This window comes from Hymenobacter lucidus (assembly GCF_020447265.1).
Taxonomy (GTDB): Bacteria; Bacteroidota; Bacteroidia; order Cytophagales; family Hymenobacteraceae; genus Hymenobacter; species Hymenobacter lucidus.
The window spans coordinates 467,550-483,006 of record NZ_JAJADR010000003.1 but is presented as its reverse complement, the minus strand read 5'-3'; the positions used below and the strand labels follow the sequence as shown (position 1 = coordinate 483,006).

The following is a 15,457-nucleotide window of genomic DNA, read 5'->3' as shown; positions in this document are numbered from 1 at the left end:
AACTCATTCTACTATTGCACGCGAGATGTCTCCCACTGATCGACATGACCTACCCGTGTTTCCTGACTATTTATCTCCCGGCCACCCAACTTTCCCGACCCGGCCCGGTTGTAATTCGCAACATTTTCTGGCTGATATAAGTCAACGACTTTCCCGGGTGACGCGTAGAAACAAGGTTGCGCACCGGCAAAGATTTCTGGCGTTGATTTTTCTCCTCTTGCCGCTGGCCGCTGCTGTCTGTAGTTTAGCTTACCTTGTTTCGTCTTTCGACGTCGTATCTTGCTATTCATGATGAATACCGCCCCCGAAACTGCCTTGGCTTCGGCCACCGATACGCAGCGCCCGCCGCGTCAGTATCTGCCCGAGTCGTTTTCCGTAACCGACTGGGAATCACTGGAACCCTATTTCATCGAGCTGCGCGACCGGCAAATCGGCTCGGCCCAGGAGCTGGAGCGCTGGTTGCTCGACCGTTCGGAGCTGGAAAGCGTGTTGAGCGAAGATCTAGCTTGGCGCTACATTCGCATGACCTGCGACACGCAGGACCAGGAGCGGGCCGACTCGTTTCAATACTTCGTGAGCGAGATTGAGCCCAACGTGGCGCCCTACGACCACGCCCTCAACGAGAAGATGATGGAGTCGGAGTTTCTGGGCGGCCTCGACCCACAGCGCTACCGCATCTTCGTGCGCTCGGTGCGGCAGGCGCTGGAAATCTACCGGCCCGAGAACATTCCGCTCAAGACCGAAATCAGCACCAAGCAGCAGCAGTACGCCGCCACCGTGGGCGCCATGACGGTGACCCTCGACGGCGAGGAAATGACCCTGCCCCGCGCTTCCGACCGACTCAAAAGCCCCGACCGCGCCGTGCGGGAGCAGGCCTACCGCGCCGTGCAGCAGCGTCGCCTCCAGGATTCCCAGCCCCTCGACCAGCTCTTTACCGACCTGGTAACGCTACGCCACCAAATGGCCCGCAACGCGGATTTTCCCAACTTCCGCGACTATATGTTTGCCGCGCTGGGCCGCTTCGACTACACCGCCGAAGACTGCTTCGCCTTCCACCGCGCCATCCGGGAAACCGTGGTGCCCCTGATTGACGACATCGACCTGGAGCGCCGCCAGGACCTAGAGCTGGCCGAGCTGCGCCCCTGGGACCTCGACGTGGACGTGACTGGCAAAGCCCCGCTGCGGCCCTTCGAAACCGGCGAGGAGCTGCTGGAAAAGACCATTACCGTGTTTCAGCGCCTCGACCCCTACCTGGGCGACTGCCTGAAAACGATGCGCCAGATGGGCCACCTCGACCTGGAGTCGCGGAAGGGTAAGGCGCCGGGCGGCTACAACTACCCACTGGATGAAACCGGCGTGCCGTTTATCTTCATGAACGCCACTTCCTCGTTGCGCGACGTGATTACGATGCTGCACGAGGGCGGCCACGCGGTGCATTCTTTCCTGACGCGCTCCTTGCCGCTGTCGGCCGACAAGCACCCGCCGTCCGAGGTGGCCGAGCTGGCTTCGATGAGCATGGAGCTGATTTCGATGGACCAGTGGGACCTGTTCTTCCCCGATGCCGACGAGCTGCGCCGGGCCAAGAAAACCCACCTCGAAAGCGTGCTTGAAACCTTTCCCTGGGTGGCTACCATCGACAAATTTCAGCATTGGATCTACGAAAACCCTGAGCACAGCGAAGCTGAGCGTCACGCCCAGTGGACGAAAACGTTTGACGAGTTTAACCAGCGCACCGTGAGCTGGAAGGGCCTGGAAGACTACAAGCCTTACCTGTGGCAGAAGCAGCTGCACCTCTACGAAGTGCCCTTCTACTACATCGAGTACGCCATGGCCCAGCTCGGCGCCATTGCCGTGTGGCGCAACTTCCGCCAGAACCCGCAGCAGGGCCTCGAAGCCTATAAGCGCGCTTTGGCCCTGGGCTACACCGCGCCCATCGGTGAAATCTACGCCGCCGCCGGCATCCGCTTCGACTTCAGCACCGAGTACCTACGCACCCTGGCCGATTTCGTGCGGGAGGAAATGGCAAAGCTGTAGGCACTTCGGCTGTCATCCTGAGCGAAGCGAAGGACATTCCTCGCCCGAGTGATACACTCAATTTAACATGAAAAAGCCCTTTACTGTTGGTGCGGTAAAGGGCTTTTTTGCGTTGACACAAGCTATAGTGGGGCATTTGAGGAAGCTCCTTTGCTTCGCTCAGGATGACAGCCGAAAAAACGCCCGTAATTACTCCTTTAGCTCAAATAGTGGCAAAGGCTGGAGTTGGGTGTATTTGCCGCCGAGCTTGTGTAGCGCGTCCTGGTGGAGCTGGATGTAATTGTTGAACTGCTTAGCGGCCCGGTCGTAGTTCACGCGGTAGCCTACCACCTGGCCGTCGGCAGTTTGGATGTCGTTGGTGAGCTGCTGCACGGTGGCATCGGGTTGGCCGGCGGCGGGCTGGGCCAGATTATATACCGCCCGCAGTACCGAATCCTGGGCCGTATCGTAGGCGTCAATCTGTGCCGAAACGCTCATGCTTTGCTGGTCGTAGCGGCGGGCTTTGAGCTGGTCGTTGGCGCGGGCCAGGGCTTTAAGCTGGGCCTTATCGGCGCCGGGCTGGCTTTCTAGGGCCCGTAATACCTGGCCGGTGGCTTTGATCTTGGCGTCGTCGCTGGCCGTCATTTTGCTCCAGCGGCTGTCCACGGAGTCACGCAGCACGTCGAGTTGGGCTTTGGCGGCGGCGGGGGATACGGGGTCAATTACCTTGTTGGAACGGTCGGTTTTGCAGGAGTTCAGGTTGCTCAGGAGTACGAGCAACGCCATCGGCAGGAAGAGTTTCATAGCGGCAAAAACGTCAAAAATCCCTAAAATATTCCGTGGTCGATGAAGTTGAGCGGAATTTACGGGAGCCAGGCAGGCGGGTGAAGCGCAAAGTCAGTTTCAGCGCTTCGGGTACTGTCAGGCAAACCGGGAAAACCCGCTGCGGAATCAGGCAGAAGGGCCACGGACTGGCAGGAAATATTGCCCGAAAACAAGATGCTGGCCGGGCGTAGTAGCCGCAGCAGGCCACTGTGCCCGGCCAGCGCCTATTAGCTGGCTGACGGGTGCAGGAAGCCCAGCACGGCCGCCAGCACTTGCGCGGGTTTTTCCTCGAACATATAGTGGCCACTGTCCAGGATGCCAACCACCTCGACATTCTCGGCCATATAGGGCAGGCTCATTTGCAGGTAGCTGTACGACACACAGCTCCCAATGCCCAGCACCGGCATTGGGAGGCGGCCGTAGGTGCTGGCGTCGGCAATATCATGTTCCAGGGCTTGGTACCAGGCGTTGGCCGCCCGAATATTTTCGGGTTGATTGTAAACGGCCGCGTACACCGCCCGGTCGAAGGCCGCCATCCGGCTCTCGTCCAGCATCACGTAGCGGAAGAGGTAGTCGAGCAGGTACTGAAACCGCCCGGCCAGCAGCTGCTCGGGCAGCTCTTTTACCTGGTTGAAGGCCATCCACCAAACATAAGGCTGCTGCCCGTTCATCTTATCGGTAAAAGCGCCGGGGGCCGGTAGCAGGGGCATCTGCCGCATACCTTCATTGGGGTGGGCTCCGTCGGCCAGAATCAGCTTCTCCGTAGATTCCGGGTAGTTGAAGCCAAAGCTGCTGGCCACCATGCCGCCAATGTCGTGCCCCAGAAACGACGCTTTTTCCACTCCCAGGTGACGCAGTAGTTCGTAAATATCCCGGGCCATGGTCTTCTTGTCGTAGCCCGCGGCAGGCTTCTCAGAGCTGCCCATGCCCCGGATATCGACGATGATAACCCAGTGGTGCCGGGCCAGCTCCGCGGCAATGGGGTGGTAGGAGTACCAGGTCTGGGGCCAACCCGGCAGGCACACCAGGGCCGGGCCGCTGCCGCCTTCCACGTAGTGCAGGCGTACGCCGTTGACGGTGGCATAGTGGTTGGTAAAGCCCGGCAGGTGCTTCACGAGCTCCTCGTCGGAGTAGGCACCCAGGAGGGAAGTAGAAGAGGTGGTTTGCACGGCGTTAAGCGGTTAGAAAGGTGACAGGATTGGTCCAAGTCAGGTCCGGGTAGCGGCCGTTGTCGAGGGGAGTATTCTGCACGCTGAACATGCTGAGCAGGTATTGCATCTGCTGCCAGTCGGCGTAGAGCTGCTGCTCGCCAGCGGGGTTGGCCGTCCGACGGTGCTGGATGGCCACCGCCAAATCGGCCCGGGAGCCCAGGCGCACCAGTGCAAACTGCCCCCGGCCGGCCTGTTCGGCCACTGTAACCAGTTCGCGGGGAGTGGGCTGGAAGCTAGCAATGCGCAGGAAGCGGGGAGTGGCCGGGTCCAGGGCCGCGGCGGCGGCGAAAGCAGCCGTGTCGTTCATGGTGGTGAAGTCGATCCGCCAGTCGGCATCTTCCCAGTAGCCCACCTGCTGCTGCTGGAAATCGAGCAGCGGAATGTTGTAGGTCAGTACTTCGGCAAAGGCTCCGTTGAGGATGGAAGTGGCGGCAATAGGCGCCTGGTCGAGGCCGGCTTGGAACTCGCGGCGCAGGTCGAAGTTGCGGTTCAGGCCCGGAGCCTGCTGGGTGTAGTCGCTGGCAAAGTCGGAGGGGATAAAGCGGGGCACACCAGCGGCCACGGCCGCATTGAGTAGCTGCGTTTGGGCGTCCACGATGACCTCGCGCAGGCCCGCCAGCACCGACACCACGCAGCTGGCCCCGGCGCAGGCGCGGGTGAGAGCCGCGTGGTCGGCAAACGCCACGCGCTGCACCTCGACGCCGAACTGGGTTAAGTGCTCAACTTTGGCGGGGTTGGTTTCGGGCCGCACCAGGGCCCGCACGGTGGCCCCGCGCTGCTGCAAGGTGGTTACAATGCGGCCGCCCAAGTCGCCGGTAGCACCGGCTATTACAATAAGAGAGTCCATATAAGGAGGGAATGAGGATGAGACGCCGCCGTTTTACAGCGGCTTTAACTGCCTCAAAGGTCCTCCAACACTACTCAGCCGGATGCCTGATTCTTGCGCTTTACCTACGTATTCTTGCTTTTTGGCGGGCCGCCTATCCTTGCTGAAATGCCCGGGGGCTCACACCCACAGCCCGTTTAAATGCCGCCGCAAAATGAGCCGGCGAGGCAAAGCCCAGCGCGTCGCCGATGGCGGCTACCGGCAGCTCGCCGGCCCGCAGCAGAGCCCGCGCCCGCCCTATTTTCCACTCCAGCACGTATTGGTAAGGCGCACGGCCGGTGGTGTGCTTGAAGCGGCGGGCAAAGTGAAATACGCTCAGATTGGCCAGGCCGGCCAACACTTCCAGCGTAACGGGCGCTTCGGCGTGAGCCTCCAGGTAAGCATCTACACGAGCCAGCACCACCGCCGGCAGCCGGCCTCCGGCGCCATCGGCCAGGCGGCGCTCAAACGTGGCGTGGTGCTCGATGAGGTGGTAGCAGAGCGTCGTCACCAGCGACTCGGCGTAGAGCTGGCCCAGCGTATGGGCCCGGCCGGTGGCGGCCAGCAGTTGCTGGCTCAGCTGTACTAGCAGCCCATCTTCACAGCGAAACCGCTCCTGCAGCGCAAAGTAGCTCAGGTCCAGGTCGCGGCGGGCTCGGGTTTCCAGCGCCTGCGCATCGAGGTGCACCTGAATGATATCTACCGGACTGTCCCAGCCAAACGGGCCGTACTCGCCGCCGGGGTACAAACCTACGTCGCCGCTCCGGAACCGGTCAGCCTCCACGCGGGAGCCGGTGCGGCGGCTGGCCACTACGGGCTGGGCGCCCTGGTGCACGAGCAGCAAGTGGTGCTCGTGGCTGTGGGCGGGCAGTTTCATGGGTTGCAGGCGGTAGCGCTCCAGGCGCACCCCGGGCCAGTTCAGCGCCACGCTGCTCGTCAGGGCCGGGCTTTCGTACAGCTCAGAGGTGTAGGTATACGGGGCGAAGTCCGGCATAAGTGGCAAGTAACAGCTTACGGGCGGAATAAGTTGGCCCCCGCCTGCAACAGGAGCGGCCGGCCCCGGCCAAATCGTAAAGCAACTTGCCCACCCGCGGGTTTTACCTGGGCGCTATACTCCGCAAATCCGTACCTGTTGCTGCATCCTATCCTTCCCGTACCGTACTTTTGCGCCATGAGTGACATCACCCCTTTGGAAAACCTCGGCGAGTTTGGCCTGATCCGCCGAATTCAGCAAACCGTAACCCTGCGCCAGCCTAGCACCCGCCTCGGCATCGGCGACGACGCGGCCATCCTGGCCCCCGAAGCCGGCCACGACCTGGTAGTCAGCACCGATTTGCTGGTGGAAGGCGTGCATTTCGACCTCACGTTTTGCCCCCTCAAGCACGTGGGCTATAAGGCCGTAGCCGTCAACGTGTCGGATATTGCCGCCATGAACGCCGTGCCGACCCAGATTGTAGTAGGTCTGGCCATTGGGAGCCGCTACTCGGTGGAGGCCATTGATGAGCTCTACGAAGGCATGCGCCTGGCCTGCGAGGCCTACAACGTGGACCTGGTGGGCGGCGACACCACCGCCAGCCGGGGTGGCCTTACCATCAGCATCACCGCTATGGGGCAGGTGCCGAGCGGGCAGGCCGTGCGCCGCAGCGGAGCCCGCCCCAACGACTTGCTCTGCGTCACCGGCGACCTGGGCGGGGCTTTTCTGGGTTTGCAGGTGCTGGAGCGCGAAAAAGCGGCCTGGACCGCCGACCCTGACATGCAGCCCGAGCTGGAAAAGTACCCCTACGTATTGCAGCGCCAGCTGCGCCCCGAGGCCCGCATGGACGTGATTCACGAGCTGCGCGACCTGGGCGTGGTGCCCACTAGCATGATTGACGTATCGGACGGGCTGGCTTCGGAAGTGCTGCACCTCTGCCAGCAGTCGGGCACCGGGGCGCGGGTGTTTTCGGAGAACCTGCCGGCGGCCAACCCCATGCTGGAAGTGGCCAATGAGTTCAACCTCGACCCCATCATGTGCATGCTCAACGGCGGTGAAGACTATGAGTTGCTTTTCACCATCCCGCTCACCGACCACGACAAAATCAAAAACCACCCCGACATCACCATCATCGGCCACATCACCGAGAAGAGCGACGGGGTAAATCTGGTAACCAAGCAGGGTCAGCCCATTCCGCTGAAAGCCCAGGGCTGGCAGCACTTTTAGCAATGTCAAGCTTGATTAAAACAGCAAAGGCCACCCGTAACCGGATGGCCTTTGCTGTTTTAATTCACAGAAGTTAAATCTGCTAAGCCTTAACAGTGCCTAGTCTTCCGGGTACGGTACGAAGACGAAATTGGTGAACTCCTCGTCGAGTACGAACAGGCAGCAGTACTCGTTGGGGTCCTTGTAGGTTTGCTGGAAGGCTTCGATGCCCTCGGCTCCGATGATGCCCTGCTGCACGAATAGCTCCAGAAACGAGGCAAAGACGTGCCACTCCAGCCCGGCGTCGTCGGCATTTACCAGCAGGCTGCCGATGGGCACTTCCTGGCGCGCAAAGACAAAAATCGGGTATTTGGAAATGTCCATCTTGCGCACCTGCGACGAGGCTTCCATGATGGTATCGGACACGGCGGCGAAGTCCTTGGTGATGGTGCCGAGGTATTTGCCGTTCAGTTCAGGGTCGTTGGCGTAGTCCATGATACAAAATGTGTTTACCAGCTGATAATGACAACTGTTTGACCTTCCTTAAATTGCTTGACGAAGAAATTGTCAAAATCAGCTTTATGTTTTTCGTCAACATAAGTTAACATCCGGTCAACCTCATGCTGACGGGTTAAACATACATCGTTCGCAAAATCGTTGTAGAAAGCGGCTACGACTCCTTTCCGCTGATAAGCTAAGTCCTCTAGGAAATATACTTCCGCATCAAATTCTTCATCCTCATAGGCAAAATGTTTCGTGCGTATAAGGTGATGAAAAAAGGGCTGCAACTCGGGTGACTCGTCTGCAAGAAAGTAATCAGCTTCATTGACTTCACCGCCGACAATTCTAGCTAGGGTGATGTCAAGTCCCATGGAATATCAGGGGGAGCCTTACTTCAGCTCCAGCAGCACTACATTCTCCACGTGGTGGGTGTGGGGGAACATATCCACCGGCCGCACGCGCACTACTTTATAGGCCTCGTCGAGCATCTCCAAGTCCCGGGCCTGGGTGGCGGGGTTGCAGCTGACATAGACGATGCGGGGGGCGCGCATTTCGAGTAGGCGGGCCACTACGTCGGGGTGCATGCCGGCCCGGGGCGGGTCGGTGATGACCACGTCGGGGCGGCCGTGCTTCTGGATGAACTCGGCGTTGAGCACGTCCTTCATGTCACCGGCGTAGAACTCGGTGTTGGTTACGTTGTTGATTTCCGAGTTCAGGTAAGCATCCTTCACCGCCGATTCCACATACTCCACGCCCACCACGTGCCGGGCCTGGCGGGCTACGAAGTTGGCAATGGTGCCGGCGCCGGTGTAGAGGTCGTACACCAGCTCGGTGCCGGTGAGGCCGGCAAACTCGCGGGTGAGCTTATACAGGTTGTAGGCGCCTTCCGAGTTGGTTTGGTAGAACGATTTCGGCCCCACACGGAAGCGCAGCCCTTCCATTTCCTCATGGATGTAGGGCTCCCCTTTGTAGCAAACCACGTCCAGGTCGTGGAAGGTTTCGTTGCCCTTGTCGTTGAGCACGTAGTTGAGCGACGTGATGTTCGGGAACTTGGCGGCCAGAAAATCCAGCAGCGGAATCAGGGCGTCGTGGGCGTAGTAGCACTGCAGAATCACCATAAGGTCGCCGGTATTGGCCGTCCGGATGATGAGGTTGCGCAGAAAGCCTTCCTGAGTGACGAGGTTGTTGAAGGGCAGATTGTGCTCGTGGGCGTAGTTGCGCACGGCCAGCCGGATTTCGTTGCTCGGCTCGGGCTGCAGCCAGCAGTGCTGCACGTCGATGATCTTGTCGAAGCGGTTGGGCGTGTGGAAGCCCAGCACCCGCCGCTCGATTTCCTCGCCGGCCTGAATCTGCTCGTTGGTCAGCCAGCCATTGTGGCTGAAGGTGTATTCGAGCTTGTTGCGGTAGTAAGTGCGGCCGGGCGAGTGCTGAATGGGCTCAATCTCGGGCAGGGCCACTTTGCCGATGCGCTGGAGGTTGTCCTGCACCTGCTGCTGCTTGAACTTGAGTTGGGTATCGTAGCCCAGGTGCTGCCACTTGCAGCCCCCGCAGGTGCCGAAGTGCTGGCAAAAGGGCTCCACCCGCAGGTCGGAATACTTGTGAAACTTCGTGGCTACGGCTTCTAGGAAGCTCTTCTTGGCCTTCACCACGCGCAGATCCACCACGTCGCCGGGCGCCACGCCCGTCACGAAGATGACCAGATTGTCGCGGCGTACCAGGCACTTGCCCTCGGCCACCATGTCGGTAATTTCGACTTCGCGGAGCAATTCCGCCGGAATGTTTTTTACTGATTTCCTCACGGGGGCAAAGGTAACCACGGATTCGGGCCGATTAACCCGCTGCCGCGGATTTTGTGGACTTGGCCGTGGCCGGCCCGGAAGTCCCGGCCGGCTTGCGGCAACATCCGCCGGGACTTCCGACAAAATCCGCCGGGATTTTAGGTGAAATCCGCCGGGATTTTGCTGCGGGCCTGCCGGGGCCGAAACGAAAGCAGGCCCCCCGGAATCCGGAGGGCCTGCGGTGAGCGGCGGTTGGCGGGCTTACTTGACTACCTCAAACCAGCCTTTGTACGACTGGCCGCTATTGAGCTTGAGCAGGTAGTAGTACACGCCGGCGGGCTGTTCTTCGGCCTTCCAGTTGTTGGCGTAGCTGTTGGTTTTGTACACTTCCTTGCCCCAGCGGTTGTAGAAGCTCATCGTGTAATCGGAGTACAGGCCAAGGTTGCGAACGACAAACGCGTCGTTAACGCCGTCGTTATTCGGGGTGATGATGTTGTAGAACACCAGGTCGTTGGCGAAGTTGACGCAGGCATCGTTGGAAGCCGCCGTTACGGCCGCCGGGCCGGCGTCGGTGCTCACGGCCACTACCCGGAAACACTGGTCGAAGCCGGCCGAGCTGCTGGCGAATTCCTGCTCCAGGGTGCTGCCCGATACAGTGGTGACGAGCTGGGCGGGGGCGGTGCCGGCCGTGCGGAAGAGCTGATATTCTTTCACCGTAAAGCCTTTGTAGGCATTCCAGCTCACCTTCACCGTGCCTTCCTGGCGGCCGTCTTTGCTGCCTTCGGTAGCCGTAGCCGTGGTCCGGATGGTGGTGTGCTCCTGACTGGCCAGCGTGGTGCCGCAGTTGTTGAGCAGCTCCACGCGGTAGTCGTAGGCTTTGGCGTCGGCATCCACGCTGGTATCGGTGAAGGTAGGAGCGGTATTGGCCGCGTTGCCTACCACGGCGAAGGTGGCGGTAGTGCCGGCATCGCGCCGTAGAATCCGGACCTGGCTGGTGTTGCCCACGTTATCGGGTACGCTCAGGCTCACAGTGATGCTCCGGTCGCCGGGCACTACTGAGGCCGCCCGCAACGCCACGCTCACGTTGTCGGGGCGCACGGTAAGCGTAGCCAGCGGCCCGGCGCAGCCGAAGCTGGAGCTTTGAACTACGGCTACGGTGCGGGCTGCGAAGCCGGCCGGGAAGCTCACCACAATGGCGCTGGTGCCGTTACCGCTCACAATAGTGCCGCCCGTCACGGTCCAGGCGTAGGTCGAGCCCGGCGTATTCGTTACTGAATACTGCTGCGTGCCAAAGCCAGCAGGGCCGGGGCAGATGCTGGCCGGACCGGTAATCGTCACCGCCGTCGGCAGCGGATCAACAGTGAACGTCTTGGTGAAGACCGGGCCGGCGCAGGCACTGGCGTTGGTTTCCTTCACGGTCAGGATGTGGGTGCCGGGAGCCGGGGCCAGGAAGGAAACTGTATTGCCCGTGTTGCTTATCGTGGCGCCGTCGAGGGTAAACTGGAACGTGGAGCCCGTTGCCGCGCCGGGTAGGGAGTAGCTCAGCGTGCTGCCGGCGCACACCCGGTCGGGGCCGGCCAGGGCCAGGTTGGCGGCCGGTGAGGGCAGGATGGTCACGCTCAGCGGCTGGCTCTGGCCGAAGCAGGTGATGGGGCCGCCGTTGGGGTTGCTGGTTTCCGTGACGGTAACCGTACCCGTGCCGGGGCCATTCCACTGCACCAGCACCGAGCCGGGCCCGGTGCTGATCTGGGTGCCGCCCGTAATCTGCCAGGCGTAGATAGAGCCCGTGGTGGGCAGTACCGAGTAGGTATAGGGGCCGTTGGCGAGGCACACGCTGGCCGGGCCTTTCGGAGTTTCGGTATCCAGGCGCTGGTTGATAACGACGGGGAACGTAACTGGGTCGGAGTCGCACTGGAACTGGTTGCGGGCAAAGGCCTGCACGCTGGCATTGGCATTGGCCGCGCCCCAGTTCACGGTAATGCTGGCCGTCCCGTCGCCGCTGGTAATGGTGCCGCCCACCACCGTCCAGCGATATTCGGTGCTTCGCGGATTCACGATGCTGTACACCACGCCCTGAATGGTAGGGCACACGGAAGCCGTGCCCTGGATATTATCGACCAAGGGCCGGGGGTTGATGGTAACTACCACCTGGTCGGTGCTGGTGCAGCCCTGAGCGGTAGTGGCCGTGAGGGTGTAGGTGCGGGTAATGGGGCTCTGAGTGGTATTTACGGCCGTCAGCTCGGGGCGGGCGGCGGTGGCGCTGCTCAGGTCGGTAGCCGGGCTCCACTGGTAGGAGTAGCCCGTGAGGCCCGGCGTGCCCAGCGTTACTTTTTTACTGTCGCAGAGCGCCGCGTCAATTCCCGCGTTGGCCACGGCGGCCGGGTTCAGGGTTATTACTACCAGGTCGGTAGCGGTGCAGCCTTCAGCGGTAGTAGCGGTCAGGGTGTAGGTAAACTGCTGAGGAGTAGTGCCGGTATTGGTTTGCAGGAACGTTGGCTGGGCAGCAGTAGTGCTGCTCAGCCCGGTAGCTGGGCTCCACTGGTAGGTGTAGCCCGTCAGCGCGGCAGAGCCCAGCACTTTCGGCTCACCCGAGCAGGTTACCAGGTCGTTACCGGCGTTGGCAACGGCTGCGGGGTTCACCGTTACCGTTACCGTTTTGGTGTCTACGCAGCCCTGATTGGTGGTTACGCGCAAGGTATACGTCGTCGTAATCGGGGCCGAGGTCGTGTTGGTCAGCGTTACGGTGGGTGCCACTGCGGTAGCCGAGCTCAGGCCGGTAGCTGGGCTCCAGAGGTAGGAGCTGCCGGCCACGGCACTGGCCGCATTGCCCAGCACGGCCGAGCCGCCCGAGCAGAACGTCCTGTTCGTACCCGCATCAGCCACGGCGGCCGGGTTCAGCGTCACGACGACGACATCAGTAGCCGTGCAGCCCTGGGCCGTGGTAGCCGTGAGCGTGTAGGTAAACTGCTGGGCGGTGGTGCCGGTATTGGTCAGGAGGAAGGTGGGCTGGGCCACGCTGGTGCTGCTCAGGCCGGTGGCTGGGCTCCACTGGTAGGTGTAGCCGGTTAAGGCCGCTGAGCCCAGGACTTTGGCCTCACCCGAGCAGGTTGCCACGTCATTACCGGCGTTGGCAACTGAGGCCGGGTTTACCGTTACCGTCACCGTTTTGGTATCCACGCAGCCGGGGCCGGTGGTTACGCGCAGCGTGTAGGTGACGGTAATTGGGGCCGAGGTCGTGTTGGTCAGCGTTACGGTCGGCGCAACGGCCGTTGGGTCGCTCAGGCCAGTGCTGGGGCTCCAGAGGTAGGAGCTACCCGCCACGGCGCTGGCCGCATTACCAAGTAGAGCCGAACCGCCCGAGCAGAAGGTCTTGCTGGTACCGGCATCGGCCACGGCGGCCGGATTGAGCGTTACCACGACGACATCGGTAGCCGTACAGCCCTCGGCGGTAGTAGCGGTCAGGGTATAGGTAAACTGCTGAGCCGTGGTACCGGTGTTGGTTTGCAGGAACGTCGGCTGGGCCACGGTAGCCGAGCTTAGCCCAGTAGCGGGGCTCCATTGGTAGGTGTAGCCCGTCAGCGCGGTAGAGCCTAAGACTTTCGAATCGCCCGAGCAGGTTACCACGTCGTTGCCGGCGTTGGCAACCGCGGCCGGATTCACCGTCACGTCCACGCCGGCGCTGGTTGAGCACAGTTGGTTGGTAGATACTGTGAGTGTGTAGCGGACCACAAGCGGGGCCGTGCCAGTATTAGTGAGCGTCACCGTGGGCGAAGCGGCAGTCGGGTCGCTCAGGCCGGTGGCCGGGCTCCACTGGTAGGTGCGGCCGGCGAGGCCGTCGGGGGCCGTGCCAATGGTGGTCGAGCCGCCCGAACAGATGGTTTTGGCGGCTCCCGCGTTGGCTACGGCGGCCGGGCTCAAGGTCACCACTACCACGTCGGTAGCGGTGCACCCCTGGGCCGTGGTGGCCGTTACGGTATAGGTAAACTGCTGGGCCGTGGTGCCGGTGTTGGTTTGCAGGAAGGTTGGTTGGGCAGCCGTCGGGCTGCTCAGGCCGGCGGCCGGGCTCCACTGGTAGGTGTAGCCCGTCAGCGCGGCCGTACCCAGTGTTTTGGCTTCACCCGAGCAGGTCGTCAGGTCATCCCCGGCATTGGCTACGGCCGTCTGGTTTACCGTCACGGTTACTTGGCGCGAGGTAGTACACACACCGTCGGTGCTGGTTACGGTATAGGTGGTAGTCTGGGTCGGGGCTACGGTAATGGTGGGGCCGGTGAAGGTCTGGTTGCCGCCCGTCCAGGTGTAGCTGGCTGCCCCGCTGGCCGTCAGCGTGGTAGAACCGCCGAGGCAGATAGTGGCGTTGGTGGGCGTTACGGCCAAAGCACTGGCCGGCCGGATGTCAATGTCCCGCGCTACCGAGTCGGAAGGGCAGCCCAGTGTGGATACGCCCTGGAGCGTGACACGGCCCGCACCGGTGGTATTCCAGCGCACCTGTACCGAGCTGGCCGAGTTGGAACCCTGAATGGCGCCGCCCTTCACTTTCCACAGGTAAGAAGCCGGGGTGGCCCCGCCGGCCGTGTAGGCCCGCACCTGGGTCTGGTCGCAGATAACCCCGTCGCCACTGATGCTGGTGGGACCCGCCGCCCGGTTTACCCGAATCTGGAAAATATCGGCAACGCTCTTGGCCCCGCAGGCCTGGTCGGTGGCCGTTACTACCACGTCGTAGAGGGTGCTGCGGGCATTGCCGCAGCGGGAGTTGAAGCTGAAAAGCCCACTGACGCTGCCACCCGTGCCGGTGATGGTTACGGTGCCGGTTGGGTTGCTGGGCTGCACCACGCCCTGGCTGCCGCTAAAGCTGGCATCAAACGGCCCGGAGCCGTCGAGTAGCACGCTGTTTACCCGCAGGTTAATGGGGTTGCCGTCGGGGTCGGTGGCGGCCAGGTTGAAGTTGAGGGTTTCGCCTTCCTCAATAGTGAAGGTCTTGTTGGCCAGCGTGCCAGCCGTAAACTGCGGCGACTGATTGGGCTGACACTGGCGCGAGACCAGCTGAATTTCGCGCCGGGTCGAGCCAATCAATACCTCATTGCCGTTAATCTTACGAAACTCCTTGACTTCCACGGCCACTACATACCGACCCTGCTGCGAGGTGGCGTAGCGACTCAGGCCGTTGCTGGCATTCAGAAAGGCGTAGTTGCCGGCGCCCGGCCCAAAAGGCGCGGTGGCTGAGAAGCCCGTATTATACGTCACACTGGGCGGGGGCGGGGTAAACGTAGTGGGTGGTGGGCCACCGAGGGCGCCGGGAATATTGTAAGGCGTGCTGAACGAGTAAATCAGCCGGTCACCGTCTACGTCTACCGCGTTATTCACCACGATGCTCGTGTCGCCCTGGCAGATAACGACAACGGCCGTATCTGAGAAAGTAGGGGAGGTGTTGGGCAGCAGCGGCGGGGCCATATCCACGAATATGGTCTGGTTCTGGTTGTCGGGCTGCAGCAGGTTGTTGATGGAGCGGTTGCGCGTGCCGTCGGTATACACCACGTAGTAGCCGTCGAACGACACGGGCAGCTCCACGATGGCCTCGTAGCGGCACAGGCGCACGGGCGGCGGCGGCCCGCCGGGCAGCGTGCAGCCACCCGGCAGCGGCGGCGTAATGGAGGGGTTCGATACCCGTGGCAGCCGGTAAGAGCCCTGGGGCTGCGTATCGGTCTGGTTGGGGCGGCCGGCACAGGTTACCTGGGCGCAGTTGAAGTTCTGAGCAAACTGGCCGCTGTTGAGGCGCAACCCGTTCTGCTTGTTATAAATGTTGACAAAGATGTTGCAACGGCCGTCGGGCACGTTGGAAACATCATTGGTATTGGTGCATTCCCAGTTGATGTAGAGCAGCACCGTGATGCGGTAGCGGAAGGGCGTACCTGCCGAGCCATTGGCGTCGAGGTACTTGTAATTCATTTCGCCGCCCACCAGGTGGGAAGCCGTAGCCGGGGCAGCCCGCAGGCCCACCAGGAATAGCAGTAGCAGTAAGCTGCGCAGTAAAGTTGTTCGCATATAGGGGCGGTAAAGAAAATGCGTAGCCCGCTAGGCCATAGCGGGC

At 61.6% G+C, this 15,457-nt stretch carries 10 protein-coding genes; 2 read left to right on the top strand and 8 right to left on the bottom strand.

Annotated elements, in window-relative coordinates; translation table 11 throughout:
* The first annotated feature begins 288 nt into the window (after nt 1-288).
* Nucleotides 289-2,034, top strand: a complete 1,746-nt coding sequence (locus LGH74_RS13300; protein ID WP_226176442.1) for a M3 family oligoendopeptidase — start codon at nt 289-291, stop codon at nt 2,032-2,034.
* 189 nt (nt 2,035-2,223) lie between these two features.
* On the opposite strand, the gene LGH74_RS13295 is transcribed toward LGH74_RS13300, so the two are convergent.
* From LGH74_RS13295 to LGH74_RS13280, 4 genes are all read right to left on the bottom strand, one after another.
* Nucleotides 2,224-2,817: a hypothetical protein gene (locus LGH74_RS13295; RefSeq protein WP_226176441.1), complete on the bottom strand. Its 594-nt coding sequence runs from the start codon at nt 2,815-2,817 to the stop codon at nt 2,224-2,226.
* Nucleotides 2,818-3,065: 248 nt separating this feature from the next.
* Nucleotides 3,066-4,007: an alpha/beta fold hydrolase gene (locus LGH74_RS13290; protein ID WP_226176440.1), complete on the bottom strand. Its 942-nt coding sequence runs from the start codon at nt 4,005-4,007 to the stop codon at nt 3,066-3,068.
* A gap of 4 nt (nt 4,008-4,011) precedes the next feature.
* Nucleotides 4,012-4,896 (bottom strand): NmrA family NAD(P)-binding protein, encoded by an 885-nt coding sequence (locus LGH74_RS13285; protein ID WP_226176439.1) that lies wholly within the window; start codon nt 4,894-4,896, stop codon nt 4,012-4,014.
* 133 nt (nt 4,897-5,029) lie between these two features.
* The gene (locus tag LGH74_RS13280) at nt 5,030-5,908 is read right to left on the bottom strand and encodes a helix-turn-helix transcriptional regulator (RefSeq protein WP_226176438.1); all 879 of its coding nucleotides are present in this window, start codon (nt 5,906-5,908) and stop codon (nt 5,030-5,032) included.
* Nucleotides 5,909-6,085: 177 nt separating this feature from the next.
* Here LGH74_RS13280 and thiL point away from each other — a divergent pair, with 177 nt between their 5' ends.
* Nucleotides 6,086-7,114: a thiamine-phosphate kinase gene (gene thiL / locus LGH74_RS13275; protein WP_226176437.1), complete on the top strand. Its 1,029-nt coding sequence runs from the start codon at nt 6,086-6,088 to the stop codon at nt 7,112-7,114.
* Between the two features lie 99 nt (nt 7,115-7,213).
* Here thiL and LGH74_RS13270 read toward each other — a convergent pair whose 3' ends face one another.
* The 4 genes from LGH74_RS13270 to LGH74_RS13255 form a co-directional block, all read right to left on the bottom strand.
* Nucleotides 7,214-7,588 carry a hypothetical protein gene (locus tag LGH74_RS13270; protein ID WP_226176436.1) on the bottom strand — a complete coding sequence of 125 codons (375 nt, stop codon included), beginning with the start codon at nt 7,586-7,588 and terminating at the stop codon, nt 7,214-7,216.
* Between the two features lie 14 nt (nt 7,589-7,602).
* Nucleotides 7,603-7,965: a hypothetical protein gene (locus tag LGH74_RS13265; protein ID WP_226176434.1), complete on the bottom strand. Its 363-nt coding sequence runs from the start codon at nt 7,963-7,965 to the stop codon at nt 7,603-7,605.
* A gap of 18 nt (nt 7,966-7,983) precedes the next feature.
* Nucleotides 7,984-9,393, bottom strand: coding sequence for a 23S rRNA (uracil(1939)-C(5))-methyltransferase RlmD (rlmD, locus tag LGH74_RS13260; RefSeq protein WP_431357451.1), 1,410 nt, complete (start codon nt 9,391-9,393; stop codon nt 7,984-7,986).
* A gap of 240 nt (nt 9,394-9,633) precedes the next feature.
* On the bottom strand, nt 9,634-15,411 hold the full coding sequence (locus LGH74_RS13255) for a T9SS type B sorting domain-containing protein (protein ID WP_226176432.1): 5,778 nt from the start codon (nt 15,409-15,411) through the stop codon (nt 9,634-9,636).
* Nucleotides 15,412-15,457: the final 46 nt, after the last annotated feature.